The following is a 20,295-nucleotide window of genomic DNA, read 5'->3' on the forward strand; positions in this document are numbered from 1 at the left end:
AAAAAGGATAAATAATGAAAAAAAGAGTTTTATGAAGTGCATTATCGCTATCAATTAGTCCACTAGTGCTACTTCCAACTGCATTAGTTTCTTGTGCTAATAACGCCCACGATAAACAAAGAATTGCTGATTTTAGTCAGCAAGTTTTTGACTCAAACTACATTAAAATTAAGCAATCGAATGAAAATCAAAACCTTTTAGATAATCTTGAAAGTCAAGTTAAAAAATCTCCATTCGAAAACTTAAGGCTGTTTTTTAACATTAAAATTCTTGAAATCAAAAATCAAAATTACAACTCTTTAGAAACTTTTAAACAACTAAAAAGTGACATTGATAACCTTTTTTCAACTGAAAATATTGCTACTTTTATTAAAGAATTTGAAACGAAAAACAATATTAATAAGAAAAATGATTTAGTAGTTCAAAACCTAATTAACGGTAAGTTTTCAAAAGAATACAACGATAACATTTCGTTACTTTTAAATCAAAAATCAAAATATCAAAATGATAATAATGTAATCAAAATTAGAATTAGCAATCTAAAAGATACTTATGAAACAATTCAAAAAGCAATTAATGATTTTTATACTAAATTAAACACTTTATATAGTGGTAATAGTGTTGTTTTTAAGCGTATTTTTGAATTATTAAGTCAAAGATTTGATACCAAAATTAATACAGTAATCGAAGAATACAAAACTTTTATTGACACTAATCCTAGTGTTTTAGTTAACCGTATTAATCGTTTAAGCATTGAGTTTGATAACTTAGTAAGTAAGTGACAAGCGTTACTAAATGGTAGTGATTTTATTGAAACTTACAATACTTATTATGCTAAGTTTTTAAATCCTGAATTAAAAGAATTTTATACTGTTTGAAAAGATAAATTAAGTCAGGAAATCGAAAAAATTGCGTCTTGAAGTGACAGTGAATTAGAAAATAAATTAACCGTTTTATTTACTTCAATGCGTGATTATGGTAATGATACCTGAATGGTATTTTCACAAGATAAAGCAGTTAATTTAGATAGTTACACTCACATTACTCCTTTTGTTAGAAAGGATTTGTCAAAATCATATAATTTTCAGTACGATGATGTTTACCAATATATGCTTAAAAAAGCAACTGAAAAACAGTTAAATATTTGAGTTAATTGAAAAGACCTAAATGAAGCACAAAAACAAGAAGTGAGACAACTATTTGAAAAACAAATTTCAATCGTAAAACACTTTGTTTCACAACTAATTTCTAAAGACTTTAATTTAGACCAGGTAGCATTAGTTTTGACTAGATTTTTAAGCATTAAAGTAATTTATGAGTATGGTTATAACAAGAAATTAATCGACTACATTACTATTTTTGATACCCCTATTGATACTACTAATTATGCTTATTTTAATTGTCAAGGATACAGCGAATTCGTTTACATTGCTTTAGATATGCTAGGATACAAGAATTTAATGTTTTATGGAAAGTACTATAAAATTTCTAATAATGAAGATTTTCAACACGTCAATGCAGGACTAGTTTTAGACGGTACTGAAATGGTAATTGACGCAACTTTTAATGACGATATAGGTGACTGGAAAAACAATTTTGACTTGCAAAAAACAATAGATTGATTTATATACAATAAGTCACACTATCTAGTAACTAAAGCAAGTTATATGAATGAATATAGCCTTTACTACGACAAAACTCCTATTGAAATTAAACACACTAATGATAATCTTCCATTTTAGTAAAAGAAAAGTAGACTTCAAAAAAGTCTACTTATTTTATTAATTAATTTCTTTCATAACGCGCAAGTTCGCCTTTAACTCTTTCCATTAAGTTTGCTAATGCAATAAATCTTGTAAATATATCTTCAACTCTTCTCAGTTTTCTAATATTACTCAACTCTAAGTTGTAACCACTATTCATATCTTCATAAAATCCCGGTTCTCCACTCTTGTATCCTTGTAATTTCATAATGTTTTCTTGTAACAGTGCCTCTAAACTTCTAGAAACGCTAAGAACTCAATTTTCGTCTTCAACCCCAAGTTTTGTTAGTTCTCCTTCAATATAATTCTTTTTCCCACTTGCAGTGTTATTTAAACCGGCTTGCTCTTGATAATCGTCTTGTGCTTCCGCAACAGCATAATACATTTCTTCTCAATTTCTATATCAAGGAGTGCTAAAAGGTACACTCACTTCAGTAGTCAAGTCAACTAAGTTTACTTGTTTATACACATTATCAATAGTTCACACAAGTTGTTTCATTTCTTGTTTTTCACTATTAGTTCTTTGTCTTGAAGTTAATTCTTTAACTTTTTTCAGTGTTTGCAATTTTTTAAGTTTTTCAAAATCTTCTTTTAAAAGGTTTCAATTTAACATATAGTTGTCAGGTTTAAGCGAACGTACAATAGCAACCTTTGCTTTGTTTGTTAAGTCAATGTCACTGAATAAACTATCAAAATCCCTTTGTCCTTTCTCAACTTGTTTGAAAAACTCCGTATTTGGTGTGTTTCAAGAGTGATATTCTCCTTGCCGAATGTTAGGACGTTCTCAATTAATCACTTCGTCACCTTGTAAAAATTCTAGATATTGTTTCGAAAACACTAAAATGTTATTAAACTTTTCAATGAATTTCTTTGCTTCACTAAACTTTTGTCAATCTTGATAGTCAAGAATATACAAGTTTAGTTCTCTATTTTCGCCTTTTAGTCTATTAATTTCCTTAGTATTTTCCGAAATTGTCGCATTTAAAGTTTCGACTTGCTTTTTAAGTTCACTATTTTCTTGACGTAATGCTTCTTCTTTTGTTGTTTTACCTTCTAGTACTGCAATTTTATCTTGTTGTTTTTCGATAGTTTGGTCTTTTTGTCTAATCTCACTATCTTTTGCTTGAATAGTCGCTTCTAAACTTGCTTTTTGTTGTTTTAAACTTTGAATTTCGCGACTTAAAGTTGAAATTTGACTATCTTTTGAAGTAATTTGACTATTTAAACTATTAATAGTAGTTTGTTTTTGTTTAATATCGTTATCTTTCGAAGACACTTGACTTCTTAAGTCACTAATCGTTCTTTCATTTTGTCTAATTTCACTTTCTTTTCTAGTTTTATCTCCTTGCACTTGTAAAAGAGTTCTTGTTGTCGTAGTCAATTGACTTTGTAAATTATCTCTTGCTGATTGTAATTTTTGTTTTTCTCTTTCAAGTTGACTAATTCGTTGCTTATCTTCTTCTTTTGATTTTTGTTTTTCTTGTGCTAATTCACTTTCTAATTGACTAATACGTGTGTCTTTTTGTTTAATTTGTTCTTGTAAGTTAGACACTTGACTACTCAAGGAAACTTGTGATTTTTTCAGTGTGTCTAACTCACTAGTTAAACTGCTAATCTTTGCTTCTAAGGTACTAATTTGTTCCTGCAATTGTGTCTTTTGAGTCTCTAAAGTTTGAATTTGTGTATTCTTAGTTTCAACCTTTTTACTCAATTGTTGCTTTTGAGTTTCTAATTCTTGTTTTTGTGTACTTAAAGTTTGATTTTGTTTTTCAAAACTATCTTTTTGTTGTTGTAAAGTCACAATTTGATTTTGTAATTGTTGAATTTTAGTATCTTTTGTACCAAGATTAATTCTTGCTTGTGCTAAATTGTTTTCCAATGCTAGACTACTTGCTTCTTGCTGCTTAATTTTTGCTTCTAGTTCACTAATTTTTTGATTATTTTGTTCGATTAACGCTTGTTTTTGTTTCAGTTCTTTATTCTTTAGTTCAATATCATTTCACAATGATTTTAATAATGAATTATCTTTTGCGTTTTGTGGACTAATAGTAGTTAGTTCGTCAATATTTTTTGTTCCTGTTAATGTTAAAAGTTTATCTTCTACTTTTTCAATCTTGTCTTCATTTTGTGCGTTAATTTCACTGATTTTGTTATCGTAATCAATAATTACTTGCTTATTAGTATTAAATACTTGACGTACTTTTGATTCGATATCGGCTAACAATTTTAATAACTTAGTAAGTTTTTCATTATTAACATTTGCTTGATTAAAAAACTCATTTACCAACTGATTATCATTTAGTTGTTGATATTGTGTTAGCTGTGCTTTTAAACTATCTAATTGTGTAGTTGACATTTTTTCACTTAAATATTGTTTTGGACTCTTATTGTCTAGTCCTGGACTAGTCTTCTCACTCGCGTTTTGGATGATATTATCATAAATTGCTAATGTGTCAATAGTATTTTTACCATTCAAAATAACCTTTTTAATAATAGGTACAAGTTGCTGTTTCGCACTTTCTAATGAAAGTTGTAAGTTTTTAGTATCTTCATTATTTTTATTTACTTCACTTTTAGTTGATTCGACTTGCTTTTTGTATTTAGCAACTTCATTATTAGCAATAATCAATTGATTATTTAATGAAGACACATTACCATTTAAAACGTCAATTTTAGTTTGTGCTTCCTTAATACTTGATTTCAAGCGATTAATCTCTTTTGTATTGCTTTCTTCTTTTGCTTTTGCTTGAGAAACAACACTTGAAATTTGTCTTTCCAATTGTAATTTTTGTTCCGTTAAATTTTTAATATTTTGTTGTTTAGTGTCTAATTCACTTTCTTGTTGCTTACTTAAAGTTATCAACCTTTTAATCTCTTTTTCTAATGCTTCAATTTTTGAAGCACTTTCTCGATTATCATAATTTGAATTTTGTGAAGATTTTTTCAACTCTTCCAATCTTCGTACATAATCTCCTAATAATTTGTTGGTTTCGTTATTATCCCGTACTAAAATATCATATTCACTATTAAGTTTTTCTAATGTTTTATTAGTTTGTTCTAAGTCTTCATTTGTTTTAGTATATTTTTCTCTCAACCTTGTAATTTCTGACTTTTGAATTTCAATCTTTTTACCTTTACTTGCTGAAACTCCAACAATTGTAGGAATAGTAATTAATCCAATAGCGGTTGCTCCTAGTGCTAATCCAACTCAAAATTTCTTTGATTTTTTATTCTTTTTTTCTTCCATATAACTCCTTATTTATGTTTCAAAATCAATCGTTTTATAAATTCGTAATTCAATTTATTGCGAAAACTAAAATAATTTAGTTCACTAATTGTGTCGCCGTTGACTTGACACAAAACCCCAATTTTATTTTTGTCTTCACTTTTCACTTTCACTAAGTCAATTAAATATTGTTTGTTTTTAAAGTTAAAATAAACTTTTTCTAACACTAATTCTTCTTTAGTTGATTCATTTTCCTTATTCATTCGTTCCTTTCTAACTAGGTTTCATTCCGTGTTTAGAATGTCTTTTATATATTCAAAAACCTAGTCCAATAAATGTGATACTTCCCAAAACAACTAAAGGTATTATTCATAACAATCTCTTTTTATGTGATTGTTCCTGCTTTACCTTTTTTAAAACACTGTTATCTTGTTTAATGTTGTTATCGTCAATATCATTAATTAAATTGTTAGTAGTAGTGTTATAAACTACTAACTTAGTCAATCCCTTACTGCGATTGAAAACATTATTTATCGTTATTATGTATTTATTTTCACTGTCTTTTTTACTCGTTAGAAACGTTGCTATTAATTGTCAACTTACATACAATTTATAATCTTTATTGTTTACTAATTTATAAGTATCCATTGTGCTTTCAATGTGATATAAAATCGCTTCTACAATCTCTTTTTTAGAATTAGTATGTAAATGTAAGTCTTTTAATTCAACACTTGCTAAGTTAAATAAATTTGTATTTGTAATTTCAATTCCTAAATTTTCTTCAATATCATTAATAGGTTTAGTTTTCACATTGTTAGCAATAATAATTTTTGCTTCATTTTTAGTTTCGTTTTCAACTGGATAAATTTTTAATTTTGCTTCAAAACTACCAATACCCTTCAATAAACTTTTCACTAACTCGTTTAACTCGTTAGTTTTAATTTGATAATGTTTTTTAAACTCTAAGTTATATTTATCCTTAAGTTGAGTTTTTAGATTATCAAGTATTGATTGCCGCAATAAACTTGCTTGCGAGTATTCAAAAACTAACTTTTGAATTCATACTTTGCTTAAGTCAAAAATCTTATTTTCTTGTTTAATATCTTGTTCGATTTGCTTACTTTCTTCACCATTGTTTAACTCAATATCTTCATTCGGATTTTTATTGTCCTGATTTTGATTCCCAGTTTTGTTATCATTTTCATTATTGTGTTTATTTTGGTTTTCAAGCATTTCTTTTAACTCTTCAAGTGAAACATTATTCACAATTTCGATATTAATATAATTAGTCGATATGTCCTTAATAGACTCAATTCTCAAAATACCTTTTGTTGTCAAGAAAACTTGTTGTACTATATCATTTAGTTTTAAATAATCAATTTTGTAATGCTTATTAAGTTCTAAACTATGCTTTCTCAACTCATATACCACTTCGTCAATTATTGCTTGTCTTAATTTTGACTTATTAGTTATACTGAATTCTAGTCTAATGTTCTTAAATGCTGACAAGTCAATCTTAAGTTTAGTTGTATAAGGACTGACATTAAATGAGTTTTTAACTTTGAATGTTGTTGAATTTTTAACATTGCTATTTAAACCAACAATTTTGATTTGAAATTCTTTAAGTAAAATCACATTATTAATAAATTGTTTTCAATTGTCAATAAACACTTGTTTACCCAACTCTAAATTTTCCTTTTGTAAAAAAGTATTAATATGGTTATTAATTGCTTGTAAAGTTTTAGGAATACTCTTTTCATTAATTTCTAAGTCGTCAATATGAATATTTGCTAAGTCAATTTCTTCGTTCACAATACTTGTTGAAGCATTAGAAACTTTAATGTACTTAATTCCATATGTATTTTCTTTTTTAGCAACCAACTCTAAACTTACATAATATTTTGGTTTTTCATTGAAGACTCTCAAAATTTCAACAATTTTCAATTTTTCAACGACTTTATCTAAATCATTAATTTCATAATCAATTCCATATTTTAAGTCCAATATTCGCTTATTTAACTCACTAACCAAGTACTCCTTAATTACTTTAGTATCAGTAATACCATTAATATTTATTTCAATATCTCCAACATTTTTAAAGACATTAATCTTTTGATTTTTTTCTTTTTCATTCTCACTTTTAATTGTTAATTCATTTCTTAACATTAACGTGCGTTCTCAAAAGTTTCTACTTACTTCATAATTTTTTGAAAATTCTTTTAATACACTAATAATAATTGTCAGTTTATTTGCTTCTTTATCAAAAACATAACCTATTCTAATGTATTTAAAGTATTCTCCTTTGTCTAACCTGACTCAATTTTCCTTATTATCTTTTGCTAATAAATTATCCAATTCTTCTGAATTTACCGCCTTTTGCGCTAACTTAGTTAAATATTCTTCATTAACTTTTAACTTAATAATAGTTTTTAAGTATTTATCCGTTTTTTCACTATTTTTATCTTTCTTAAATTCAACATTTAAAACTTGTGAATACTCACTTAAACTAATATCATTTCGACTAGTTTTCAATTCATAATCAATCTTAATAGCATTAGAAGCAATCAACTTAGCACTAGTAACATTTACATATTTGGTTAAAGCATTTTTAATCAAGAAATCTTCTTTAAAGTTTCCAAAATTACCACTTAAATACTTTTTATTGAAATCACTAATCGTATAATTTTTAGCGTTACTTAAGTCAAAATCAACTTTAACTATTTCCTTGTTTTTAATTAAGTAATCAGTGTATAGAAACTTAATATAAAGTTGTAATATCATTTCATAATTAAATTCACTTATTTCGTTTGCTTCATAACCTAAACTTAATAAATACCTATTAAAATACATTCCTTGCTCTGTTTGTCAAAAATCTTGCGCTCAATTGCGTTTAACAATTTCAGTGAATTTCTTATATGGTTGATTACTTTCAGTAACGTAAACAAGTTTTAGATTGTCAATTGAATTTTCACTACTTGAAGCGAATAAATAAAGTCCGCTAAACGAAAAGTAACTATCTTGTGAAACTATACTAGGAAGACTACGAATATATTTACCATTATCCCATTTTTCAAAAGTCAACTTATCTTCATTTATTGCTAACTTAAAGACTTTAAACTTATCAACATTTTTATCAAGCAACATTAATGTTCCTTTAGGAATAACAACCGCTTCTGCTACTACCCCTTTTCACATATCGTTATCTATAACGTTTCTATGGAATGGTAAAATCGTTTCTAAAGGTGCGTTTGTAGCGTAATAATAATCTTGCTTGAAATCATATTCACTATTTTCTATTTCTTTATCAATGTTTGCCAATACTTCTTTTCTTCTATTTTTTAAATTTTCTATTTCACTATAATATCTTTCAATATCATTCAGTGCTTGTCAATGTTCTTCGTCGTAACTACTATTTAATCCTGACACTTCTCCTAGTGCTTCTTCGTAATCTTGTATATCCTTATCAATTTTTTCTAATTCATTGTTCTTACTATCTAATAAACTCTTTTTATCTTTAATCCTTTGATTATTTACCAACTCAATGTATCATTCTCTAATTGCTTCGTGATAGTTAGGATTATTAAAATCTAACCACACCAATTGTTTTTTAGTACCAGTTTGTTCGTCGATTTCACTATCATAAAATTCATTAAGAATAGGGTTATTGTCACTATCTAGTAATGTTTCCCCTTTTTCATTAACCTTATACTTTTCTAATAACAATTTTTGTTGTGGATTAGCACTCGGATTTCAAGCATAATACTTAAAATCTTCATAACTAGCATAACTATCGACTACTAAGTCTTTTTCATATTCATAAATCACATTTTGTTTATCATAATCGCTATAAACTAAAATCTTGATATTATACTCATTTTGATTTTTCTTTTCTTTACTATCTTCCGGATTATCCACATTTTCGCCATTATTTTCTTCACTATTTTGCTTAGAATAATAATCGTTAATGTTTCTTAAGTCAATCAATTGTTCTTCAAAATCCGCATTTAAAACTTCTATCGGTTTATCGTTAATGTATAAGTTTTCTGTCTCACTATTCAAACCTTTAAAATATAACTTACTTGGATAGTGTACTAATCACTTACCCCCATAAAACTTATTTTCTTCTTTTCTTTCAACTTCTAAGCGTTGTGGTACTTCTTCTCTAAGTTCTGGTAATCCATTATTAAAATCTAACCACTTACTATAAACAATCTTAATTCTATCTTCAACTTCTCGTCCTTCTTTATCAATCGGTACAAGTTCAATTTTTAAGTTTTTTACAACATATTGTTTTAGTCCATATGTAACATTTTCATAATATAAATTAATTTGTTTTCTATTTTCACTAACTTCAAATTTAAGGTTTAAAATTTCGTCTTTATCAAAAATCTTTTGCTTTTTCAACTTATCTAAAATCCTGTCTTGTATTCCAAGTATCTTTTCGTCGATAAGTTCAATATTCGATTTTTTATTTTGGATTGAAACTTCGTCTAAATTAAAGATATTTCAAGTTTCAACACTAATCTTCTCTTCACTCAATTCTTCTTTTAATGCATAATAAAACGCATTATATTGTTGTTCTAAACGATTTAACGTTTTAGTAAGATTTTCTAATAAAATTCTTTTCGACACTAAAATTGAGTGTTCCCTTTCATATCTTAAAGTCGAATAACACACTTCTTCGTCACCAATATATAACCCGAAACTCCCATAACAATGAGTATCTTCTAAATCGGCATAACTTAATTCTTGAATTTGTTGTTTTAAGACTTCAACCGTATTATTTTTACTATATTTAGTCTTATCAAAACCATATCATTCTACATTTTTTATCGGTTGTGCTTCTAATTGGGTAGCACTAACATTCAATAAACTTAGCATTGATATTCCTGGTGTTGAAATTACACCTAAAATACTTATTAATCTTCGTCACTTCATTGTTCGTATTTCATATTGTCAACCTTATCTTCTAAAGTAAAACTTGAAGCATTACTAATGTTAAAGTTTTCGAATTTCTCAAGTCTTTTTTTGTCCTTTTTAATTGACACTTCTTCTTGTTTTTCTCATTCTTCAACTTTAGACTTAATTTTTTGTCTAATTTCACTAAAAATAGGTTGTTCCGATAACATACTATTTGCTTCACTAACACTATTAGCAAGTGCTGATTGTTCCGGATTATTCTTCAATAAAATGTTTAGTAACAAGTCAATTTTTTGTGATAATAACAACAACTCAGTCTCTTGCTTCTTCATTTCTTTCAAAATATTAAATTGCAAGTATTGAAAAGACACAAAATTAGCACGTAAATGCATATGGTAAATATCGTTTTTAATGCTCGAAAAAAACTTCTTGTTATCTTTTTCTTCAATGTGTGAAAGTATCAATGAAGATAAATAATTATTTAAATTTACACTTTTTGATTTTTGTTCTTCTTTAAAGTGTCTAATAATTTTCTTTTGATTGTCACTATAGAAACGAATTGTAAGTCTTTCGTCACTAGGGCTTTCAACTTTATCTTTCTTTTGTTTTTGCTTTGCTATAACTACCCCTTTCTAATTATGTAAAATTACCTTTTCTAAATAAGTTTTCCCTTTCGAATTCATTGTAATGTAAGATTAATGGTAATTTATGTGAAGAATTTAAACTAAAGATACCTTGTCCTACTTGTGCGTTTGCTAAAAATCTTTGTTCCGCTTCCGTCAATCCCCCATTACTTTCAAACATTTTTGAAACACTTTTAATGTCGTCTTGTCTTAGCATTAAAAACAATCTATATTGACAGTTATTCATAATTGCTAATGATTTTTCAGTTGTAGCAGGATTTGCGAAAAAGTCGGCTGGATTTTGCGTACACAATAACACTCCACAATTAAATTTACGTACAGTTTTAACCAAGTTATAAATGAATTCAAGAGTTGTTGTGTTTGTTGAATTAGCAATATATTTATGTAACTCGTCAATTACAATCAATGTATCTTTATTTTTATCTTGATAGAAATTAGTATAAATTTTGTTTTGTAAGAAACTTAGCAAAATAAACAATCCCAAGTTTTTGCTTTCGTCTACACTATTCGATAACTGCGACGTGTCAAAAATAACAAAATCGGATTCCAAGTTTATGTTAGTTTTACCATTAAACATAGTTTCATATTTACCATAATCTTCAAAACGATATTCAAAACTTGATATTACTTCCTTAATAAGCACTTGCTTGTCGAGATTTTCTTTTGAATTCAATGCTTCACGCATTTTATTTATCAAGTCACTCATTGTCGGTCAAGTAAAGTTTTTAAACTCTTCAAGTGTCCTAATATCTAAAACTTTTCAATCCTTGTATAGTTGATTAATCGTCTTAAAGATAAAAATCTTTTTATTTTCGGTGATACCGTCTAATGCTATATACAAGAAATTTTCCAATCAAGCAATATTATTTTTTAGTATCGTTTCAATTTCAATCATTTTATTATTCACTAAATTCTCGTCAGGATTGCTTAGAATGATTTGTAACTCTAAAGGGTTAATTGTTGTATTACTTCCTGCGTCTAAACGAATAATTTGCGCTCCTAGTTTTTTACCTAAAGCAGTGTACTCGTTTTGTGGGTCGATTACATATAACCTTTTGTTAGAAAATAACATATTAAGTGCTAATTTACCTAACATTGTAGTTTTACCTGCTCCCGACGATCCAACTACAAACATATTGTGATTAACCCTTTTTTTATCTTTGCGATAAAACATATCAAAAATAATCGGTTCATAAGTTGAAACACTATTTCCTAAATATAATGAGTTAAAATCATTAATTTCGTCGTTAACAAAATATCAACCACTCGCAAAATTTTCACTAGTAATTTGAATAACATTTTTATTAAGTGGACGATTAATATGCGAATAACTATAACCTTTAATTTGCAAGGTGTTTAGTGGTGCTAAATTAATACGTTCTCTTTTTGCTTCTCGATAATTCTTGCTATTAATTTCTAATAATTCTTCCTTACTATATGCCTTATCAACAGTTATTATTTGTAAGTCCCACAACGACATTTTTTGACTCGTTAATTGTTCTAACATAAATTCAATTGCCTCTAGTTCTTGACTTAGAACTGAAGAAGAAAACTTATTCTTATTATCAATTAAACTTGCCTTCACCTTAACACTTGCTAACTGCATAAGTTTTTCTAGTTTTTGATTTTGAATTTTATTTAAGTGAATAATAGTGTCACTATCACTTTCTAATAAAACACTTAGTCAGCCTTGACTTAAATCATTTGCTAATTCAGTAACAAGATTATATTTGTAGTAAATATCGTCTTTAATTACATACCCATTTTTAAATTCCACTTCTTCATTTGCTAATAAGTCTTTTAATGTGATACTATTACCATTTTCTTCTCTTGCAACACTGTCAACATTTTTTTCTTTAACTATTCCAATGTTTTTTGCAAAATCCTTAATAAATTTCTTTACAGTAATTTTTTCATTAACAACTGTTGCTTTAGGTTTCGATATTTGTACTTCTTTTTTATCTAAATATTCTTGTAATTTATCCTTATCCAACTCAATATCATTGATTCTTGCTAACACTTCAATCGTTTCTTGTTGTGATAGCGTAAATGTATAAATACCGCTATCATTGAAACTGTCAATAATCACTTTTATTTGTTCCTGAGTCAATTTTTTACTACTTGTTGATATTGCTAAATAATAACTATTCCCAAAACTATTTTCTTCAAGCATATCAAAATCGTCTTCAAGATTTTGGTAATAATTTACTACTTGATTTTTAACAATATAAAGATTATCAATAGCAATCTCCGCTTCTTTTTCTAGATACTCAATATTTTTATTGAAAACAGAAGAGTTCCTAATTTTAAAGATTGATAAATTGGCGTCAAAATTATCTAAACTACGATAGAAAATGTTGATAAACCTTTGAATATCCGCTTCGTGTTCTTTTCATATATTTTTACCAATAAATTTAATAAGTTGTGTATAACTTCCATTATCATTTTGTATAATTGCGTCTTTGTCAATTTCTTTATATGTAATCAATAATCTTGTGTCTTGTTTGGTATCCTTTTTGAATTTTTTAGTAGCGAATAAAAACATTATTTTTCTAAAAAGTAAACAATACAAGCGACAATCATTTTTAGGTGAATTAATTAATAAGACACTAAGCAATGCTAGCATACATATTGTTACTATTGCTTTTATATAAGTTGCTACATTCCCTAATACTGTAAAACAAAACATAAACGAAAATATAGCGAAAATCATAAATACAATAATGTCACTTCAACTAAATTTTCTAAATATGTATGTACCAACTCTTCTTAAATTACTTGGTTGCTTCAACTTTATCTTCTTCCCTTTCTCTAAACTTAGAATTCTCCTTATACACTCACTCTTCTTTTGTATTATTTATCAAGATTTTTTTGAAAGGAATTTTTACTTTACGACTTTGTCTTTTCAAGAAATTAGCGTGATAATTAATCAACATTTTTTCAATCGCAATTAAGACAATATTTTTAAATTCTTTGTTATCAATACTCTTCTCGTTAGAAATTTCCATTTTTTTTCTAATTTCATTTTCGCTAACACTGAAATAAGGTGCATTTATTGTTAGGAATGGAGTTTTAACAACAAAAAAACTATTCTTTTTATTGTTTGCTATTCAGTTTAAAAACCTATAATTTCACTTATTTTGAATTCCCTTTAAGTGCGGTTCAGGAAGATAATTAACAACAAAACTTAATACTTTATTATCCCATTCTTCGTTTATTGAAAACCAACCCGAATGCGTACCTGATATTCAGTAATAGCAAGTAAGTTTTTTAGTTTCATTGTCAACTTTAACAAGTATCTTATTTTCCTTATTCAATCCCCATTCAACACACACGGTATTCACTCTACTTACTTTTGCTTTTTTAATTGCTAGATTAAATAAAACTTCAAAATACTCATAAATTCCTATCTCTTTTTCGACTATTAACTTATCCAAGTAATTTAAATCATCAATACACAACGTATAAGTCCTATTTATATGTAAATTTATTCGTTCACTTAGTTTCATTATCCCCCTTATTTATCAGTGACATTCTTAGTTTCTTTTAAACTTTTTTCAAGTTTTGCATTATATTCTTTCAAGACATTATTTCTTTCATTGTTAGTATTATTTTTAATAAACTCGTCAATTTTATATGCTTTATATTTCCTATTTTGTGATTGTTGATATTTTTGTCTTTCTTTTAATTCGTTTTCAAGTTGTTCTCTATATTGTAGTTGTTTTATATATTCCGCTTCGTGTCTTCCCGTAGTTTGTTTTGACGCTTCCATTTTGCTTAGCAATTCGTCTTGTGAAAGTATTTCTTTATTTAATTTTCTATCACTCATATAATCTTGTTTATTTTTAAGACTTGACATAATTCTTCTATCAATTTCTTTGTCCCAACGGTTACTTTTTCCCTTAATGCTTTGTTCTCTTACTTCCTTAGCAATTTCTCTTTTACCAATTTTGTAAGTATCCTTATCAATGTCTCCACGTCTATAACTTTTTGCTAAGTCTTGTAATTTCTTATTACGCTCCTTAAATGCTTTAGTTCCAATGTGATTGTAGATAGGACTAGCTCCTTTTGCTAATCCACCAATTGCTTTAGTTCCTGCTAGTAGTCCCCCACCAATTGCTAATGCACCAGTGGTACTTTGTCTAAATTGTGCTAAACTTTCTTTAGCTGAAGCGCTTTCTCCGATATACTCCGCAAAAATACTATTTGCTGATTTTGTCGCAACTGCTCCCCCAATTGAAATAATTACTAATCCTATGAATTTCGCTATTCAAACAAAATTTTGACTATTAAGTCAATTTAACGCTCTTGATATGAAAACCGAAAATAATTGAATCCCTACCATAAAACCGATAATTACAATCACTTTCAAAACGTATTGACGCATTCACATTTTTGCTCTTTTTCCCCGTCGGCAACAGAAGATAAAAACACAAAAGGACTAATTATAAATAAGACTAATTGCTCGAACAATTTACATATTAAAACTAAAGAAGACAGCGCCAGGGGTATCAAGGTACCGAAAGCAATAAATGCTCCGCAAAATAATACCACTCCCCCTTGTCCTATACCCATTGACTTATACATTCCATACGAAATAGAATAAGTTCCATTATCCGCATTCGCTTTTCACGTTTCATAACTAACTCCCGGCATAGAATTTTTATCATACAACCCCAAAAATAGTGCTTTGGAAACAGTATTCGTGTCTTCTCCTGTTATTAAAATCAATAAGTTAACTGCCAGTATGTTAAAAACATACAAAATTGTTGGAATAAATATTAATGCTAAAAGATATAAGAATATCCATTTAACACTTAACATAAAATTGTGTCCTGCTTCCGTTGTATTTTTGTGTGTTAACACAAACCTTATTAGCGATATCATAAACGCCAATACAAGTAAACTACCCGAAATAATTGCTAACCTAGCAAAAAGCATAGGTACATTTTGATTAATATCTTCTATCTTTCCAAAATTATTAAAATTACCAAATAAAACATAATTAGGTAAAGTGAAAATTATCTTATAAAGTAAGTCAATTAAAGTTCCTATCATTTTTAAAGGTAAAACAACAAATACTTGATATAGCGCCCAAAAAGCTAAATAAAACAATCCGGTAAACATAATTAACTATCACTCTTTTGAATTGCGCTTTGGTAACTCCCCATAATAAGTTGAGTAATAAGTCCTGATACAGCGAAAATACAAGCAGCAATGACGAAACCCAAGACAATAAAACCTAATTTCTTCAAGTGTTCTTTTCTCTTATTAGCGTCACTACTTTTTGCATACGTTAAAGCAATTCATACTCCATATAAAATCACTATTAGTACCGTTAAACCTAATACCGCTCCTGCAATAGCATAAATAATGCTATATGCTTGAGTTTTTGTACTATCTATAAAATTTGTTATATTCTCCACTTTTTCTTCTCCTTTCTTTAATTTTTATTAATTAAAAAATTTCCGATTATTAAAATACCTAGCGCTATTCAAATCATTAAATAAGTAATTGTTAAGCACAAACCAATTTTGTACTCTCCAAACTTACTTTTAGACATTTTTACCCTTATTAAGTCAATAATAAGTGGAGTAGGTGAAAAAAATAAAATAACAAGACTTGAAATTAAAATTTTGGTTGCGCTATCCACTATTCTTTCACACTTATCCCTTCCCTAATATTGTTATATTGTGACTCAATATTTTTTCTATCATTATCAATAGTTGCTAACTTCATTATTTCCTTCTTATATGCTTCAAAAAAATCTACATACTTGTCGTCAAAATCATATTTAAAAGTTTTTCATACTCCGCTTGCTAATGCTAAGGGTGCTAATCATTTGTTATACATTTCATTGCTTCATTGGTATGTCGAAGCGAAATCACTTTTTTTACTAAAATCTAGTATCTTGCTGCCAGGAAATACATAAATAGGAGTTTCTTGATTGCTAGCGTCTTGGTAACCTAAAAGATAGTTCCCTTTCAAGTATTCCTGACACGCTTCATAAACTTCGCTCAATAACCTTTTATCAGTTTCATTACTCCTATCAAAGCAATAATTGTTTTGAATGTAATTTTCCAAAAAATTAAGATAGTGAAAGTATAAATTTACTTGCTTAATAAGTGCTAAAACTGACTCATATTGATTTTTCATAATTACTCATTGAAAATCCAAGTTATAAAAATGATTTACATCAAGATTTCTAATATAAAAATGAAAACTTAAAAAGTTATAATCATTCTTCTCTTCTTCAAGTTGCTCCGCTTTAAATAAATAATTTGCGTCTCAATAAAACTCGCTTTTATTTTCTACCAACTTATCACTATTATTAACGCGTTCCCCGTTTTGTTCCGGACTTAATGCTACAGTTTCTTTGAATTCTTTCTTAACTTCTTCTATGTATTTTTCATTCAATGTATGGATTGAAAATTCCCTGCCTAGTAAGTAAAAATTCTCAATATAATTTCTAAGTTTTTCAATTAACTCTAGCAATTCATTTTTTTTAAATTAAGATTTTTAATTTTGCGAATATCTAACAATTTAATTGCTAAAGAAATATCTTCTAAAAAAGGTACTTCTTGATTTTCAATTGTTGTTGTGGTATCAGTGAAAATAGTAGTATCCATTTGACTATTATTTAAGTTGCTATCTTTCAAAAAATCTTTCAAGTTCAATTGTGTCTTAGTATAGTTATCTTCATTATCCAGTACAACATACTTTTGTTTTTCATATTCTCATTTTCTAGTTTCGATATCTTGTGGTAAACTAATACAACTAATTAAACTAATTGGACTTAATAGCAACACTATTGGACTTAAATGAAATATTCAGGTTTTTGCCCCTTTAATACTTCATTTTAATTTATTACTTTTCTTCTTTTTTTCTATTTTTCTTTTCAAAATTAACTTATTTTAAAGTTCCTTAATCAAAAGGATTAAAACTTAAAGCAAGTCGTTCTACTTTTTCTTCTTTTTCTTCTTCTAAATTATCTAATCTATCGCTTCTTTCTTTATCCTTTTTCTTTTCTCATAATTTTTTTCGTTCTTCACGTTTTTCAATCTCTCTTGTGTTTCTATTACTTCATTTTTCTCTATTTTGTTCTTTTTGCGCTTCGTTCATAACTTTTAATGTTTCATAATTCAATTTAATAATTTGTTCTTCATTACTTGTTCTATTTTGTAAAATTTCTTGTGTTTTGATACGGTCTAAAAAGTCAATTACTGCGTCTTTAAATCTTTCATTAAAACTTTCTCCTTTTGTATAAGTTTTATATGTTGGTGACTTAAATGTATACACAAAATCTAACACTTTTTCTTGTTCTCTATCATATTTTTGCTTATCCAACTCTTTATTTGTGAATTGTACTAATCCTAACAATGTCTTGTTTTCTTCCCTTAAATATTTTTCTAAAATTCCTAATAATGTTTCATTTCTCAAAACTGAAAAATCTTGAAACTGATTAATAAACATATCCATTAAATCTGAATTCACAAAGTACTGTTTTTGTGTGTATTCTTTCAATTTTTCGTCTTTTTCTTCTTTCGTTAAGTTATCGTCGTCAAAACGATAATCCTTAGTTGCTCCATAAATTCTAGGTACTACAAAAGTGTTGTAGTATTTAATCTTTTCTTCATTATCAATGTATTTAAAATATTGTTTTTCTTTCATAATTTCTCCATTCTTTTTTTCTTTTTTTAATTATTTTTTATACACTCATTAGTTGAGTATTATTTTTATTTTTATCTTCTTTATCGACTTTTAACCCTAATCCTTCAATTAACTTTTTTTTGCGCCTTTCTAAAATATATTTTTTTCAGTCTTGTAATCCTTTATCACTCAATTCTCATAAAAGTCCACAATCAGGATTTTCATAGAAATATTTTCACGGTTTAGAATATCCTTTAGATAAAAGTTCAGTGTATTTATGTATGTGCGGTCAATATGGTTGTTCTCTTCTTATAAACCGTTTACAACGTTTTTCCAACCTAGGATAATCGATAACTCATTCCCCCCATTTACATTGATTTTCTTCTAAAAACTTACTAGCAGGATTTTGACTATCAAGTGGGTCGTAAATAAAGAAATCCCTTAATGTTTCATAATTATTTTCATTCGCCAATTCCTTATTACTTTCTAGAAACTCTCCAAAAACTTCTAAGCTATAAATTTCTTTTTGTTTTTGTTCTCTACCATATCAATGCAAAATTTCTTCAATTTCTTCGTTAATTCTTTTTCTAAAATCCATTCTATTCCTTACATATTCATTGTTAAAGTATTACTTCTATCTTCTACTTCTTCATTAACAACTAAACCCAATCTTTCAATCATTTCTTCTGAATGTTTATAAAAGTAATCTCACTTGAATTTGAGTATGTTTTTAGTTCCCAACAATTGATATTCATTGTCACTTATTAAATAATAGTATGGGTTTCTTTCCGGATATTTCGTCCGCTTCAAACTACTAATATATTTATTAATAACTTCTATATCAAAATTTTCATTTTCCAACTGTTTTTTACATTCATTTTTCATTTTTGCTTCTAATTTGTTATAAGTTGTTAAAGGTAACTTTTCATTGTCTGAAAGTCCATAAAAATAAGCGCTCGCAGGATTTTTTGCACTAAAAGGGTCGTAAATAAAATAATTCTTTAACGTTTCATAATTTTCTTCATTCGCCAAATCAGGATTTTCTTTAATAAAATCTTGTAATCAATTCAACTTTTCGTTTTTTTCTTCTAACTCCTTAATCCACTCTCTATTTGCTTCCATTTCTTCATCAATTTTTTCAATAAATTCCATTTTGCTCCTATACACTCATTACTTGTTCTTTATTTTTTTCTTCAACGTCCAATCCTAATTCTTCAATTAACTCTTCCTTATAATCTTCAAAAAATTCAACCTTTCAATCTTGTAATTCTTTTCAATCCATTATTTCAAAATCTTCGTACATAAAATCCGCTTTGTAATATGTCTCTTCATTCCCGTGTGCTTCGGCTAAAGTACTCGTATACTCTTGTATGCGTTCTCAATCAAAATCTTTTTCCATATATTGCTTTTCTATTAACAATTCAAGATATTGTTCTAACCTAGGATAATCAATAACCCCATTACGATTATCATATTGATTTTCTTCTTCTATGAACTCACAAGCAGGATTTTGACTATCAAGTGGGTTATAAATAAAGAAATCCCTTAACGTTTCATAATTTTCTTCATTCTCCAAGTCAGGATTTTCTTCAATAAAATCTCTAAAAGTTTTTAACTTATAAATATCTTCTTCTTTTCAACCTGTGCTAATATTCATTTTTTCAATTTCTTCAATTTCCTTATCAATTCTTTTTTTGAAATTCATTCGTCTCCTTTCAATCTACACTTTTATTAAAACAATCTTCTACTCTATGGTGGAGTATGTCAATCTAAATACCTTACCTTATTTTTTAAAAGCAATTCAACTCCTTATTATCAAAACTTTTACAAAACTCTTTTTTTATTCTTTTCTCGCTTTCCTTGTCTATAAACTTCGGATACTCTTCCAAAAATCAATCTATTTTTTCCGGGGCTTGCTGTTTTTATATTTTTCATTTCATTTTTTATTTCCATACCAACTCCATAGATTTGAAATATTTTATTAGCACTTTCACTTCCGCATATTACTCAATACAATCATTAGAAAAGGAAATAACTTTTGAATAATAATTTTGAATATATACTCATAGATAACAAAGAAGAAAATGAAAAG

At 27.4% G+C, this 20,295-nt stretch carries 17 protein-coding genes; 1 reads left to right on the top strand and 16 read right to left on the bottom strand.

Features of this window, described 5'->3' with window-relative positions; genetic code table 4:
* Positions 1-14 precede the first annotated feature (14 nt).
* Complete coding sequence (locus ACWXVT_RS02140) at positions 15-1,742, top strand: hypothetical protein (protein WP_455967889.1); 1,728 nt, start codon at positions 15-17, stop codon at positions 1,740-1,742.
* Positions 1,743-1,785: 43 nt separating this feature from the next.
* Here the strand turns inward: ACWXVT_RS02140 and ACWXVT_RS02145 are convergent, their stop codons facing one another.
* From ACWXVT_RS02145 to ACWXVT_RS02220, 16 genes are all read right to left on the bottom strand, one after another.
* Entirely contained in the window at positions 1,786-5,010 is a 3,225-nt protein-coding gene (locus tag ACWXVT_RS02145; RefSeq protein WP_455967890.1) for a hypothetical protein, read from the bottom strand.
* An 8-nt stretch (positions 5,011-5,018) separates the two neighbouring features.
* Complete coding sequence (locus ACWXVT_RS02150; RefSeq protein WP_455967891.1) at positions 5,019-5,252, bottom strand: hypothetical protein; 234 nt, start codon at positions 5,250-5,252, stop codon at positions 5,019-5,021.
* 10 nt (positions 5,253-5,262) lie between these two features.
* On the bottom strand, positions 5,263-9,927 hold the full coding sequence (locus ACWXVT_RS02155) for an Mbov_0399 family ICE element protein (RefSeq protein WP_455967892.1): 4,665 nt from the start codon (positions 9,925-9,927) through the stop codon (positions 5,263-5,265).
* A complete protein-coding gene (locus tag ACWXVT_RS02160; protein ID WP_455967893.1) occupies positions 9,909-10,241 on the bottom strand; it encodes a hypothetical protein in 333 nt (110 codons plus the stop codon). Before ACWXVT_RS02160 ends, ACWXVT_RS02155 begins: the two co-directional genes overlap by 19 nt.
* 304 nt (positions 10,242-10,545) lie before the next feature.
* Positions 10,546-13,344 (bottom strand): Mbov_0397 family ICE element conjugal transfer ATPase, encoded by a 2,799-nt coding sequence (locus ACWXVT_RS02165; RefSeq protein ID WP_455967895.1) that lies wholly within the window; start codon positions 13,342-13,344, stop codon positions 10,546-10,548.
* Complete coding sequence (locus ACWXVT_RS02170) at positions 13,328-14,062, bottom strand: hypothetical protein (RefSeq protein WP_455967896.1); 735 nt, start codon at positions 14,060-14,062, stop codon at positions 13,328-13,330. Before ACWXVT_RS02170 ends, ACWXVT_RS02165 begins: the two co-directional genes overlap by 17 nt.
* Positions 14,063-14,070: 8 nt before the next feature.
* Positions 14,071-14,940 (bottom strand): hypothetical protein, encoded by an 870-nt coding sequence (locus ACWXVT_RS02175; RefSeq protein ID WP_455967898.1) that lies wholly within the window; start codon positions 14,938-14,940, stop codon positions 14,071-14,073.
* A complete protein-coding gene (locus ACWXVT_RS02180) occupies positions 14,910-15,680 on the bottom strand; it encodes an Mbov_0396 family ICE element transmembrane protein (RefSeq protein ID WP_455967899.1) in 771 nt (256 codons plus the stop codon). The genes ACWXVT_RS02175 and ACWXVT_RS02180 overlap by 31 nt, the downstream gene beginning before the upstream one ends.
* Before the next feature lie 2 nt (positions 15,681-15,682).
* Complete coding sequence (locus ACWXVT_RS02185) at positions 15,683-15,979, bottom strand: Mbov_0395 family pilin-like conjugal transfer protein (RefSeq protein WP_455967901.1); 297 nt, start codon at positions 15,977-15,979, stop codon at positions 15,683-15,685.
* Positions 15,980-16,205: 226 nt separating this feature from the next.
* On the bottom strand, positions 16,206-16,970 hold the full coding sequence (locus ACWXVT_RS02190; protein ID WP_455967902.1) for a hypothetical protein: 765 nt from the start codon (positions 16,968-16,970) through the stop codon (positions 16,206-16,208).
* Between the two features lie 71 nt (positions 16,971-17,041).
* Positions 17,042-17,455, bottom strand: coding sequence for a hypothetical protein (locus ACWXVT_RS02195; RefSeq protein ID WP_455967903.1), 414 nt, complete (start codon positions 17,453-17,455; stop codon positions 17,042-17,044).
* A 22-nt stretch (positions 17,456-17,477) separates the two neighbouring features.
* Positions 17,478-18,224 (bottom strand): hypothetical protein, encoded by a 747-nt coding sequence (locus ACWXVT_RS02200; protein WP_455967905.1) that lies wholly within the window; start codon positions 18,222-18,224, stop codon positions 17,478-17,480.
* A 37-nt stretch (positions 18,225-18,261) separates the two neighbouring features.
* Positions 18,262-18,801, bottom strand: a complete 540-nt coding sequence (locus ACWXVT_RS02205) for a hypothetical protein (protein WP_455967907.1) — start codon at positions 18,799-18,801, stop codon at positions 18,262-18,264.
* Between the two features lie 8 nt (positions 18,802-18,809).
* Positions 18,810-19,355 (bottom strand): hypothetical protein, encoded by a 546-nt coding sequence (locus ACWXVT_RS02210; RefSeq protein WP_455967908.1) that lies wholly within the window; start codon positions 19,353-19,355, stop codon positions 18,810-18,812.
* Positions 19,356-19,362: 7 nt separating this feature from the next.
* Positions 19,363-19,908, bottom strand: a complete 546-nt coding sequence (locus ACWXVT_RS02215; protein WP_455967909.1) for a hypothetical protein — start codon at positions 19,906-19,908, stop codon at positions 19,363-19,365.
* Between the two features lie 119 nt (positions 19,909-20,027).
* The gene (locus ACWXVT_RS02220) at positions 20,028-20,156 is read right to left on the bottom strand and encodes a hypothetical protein (RefSeq protein ID WP_455967910.1); all 129 of its coding nucleotides are present in this window, start codon (positions 20,154-20,156) and stop codon (positions 20,028-20,030) included.
* Between the last annotated feature and the right edge of the window lie 139 nt (positions 20,157-20,295).

This window comes from Mycoplasma sp. 1573, assembly GCF_053851775.1.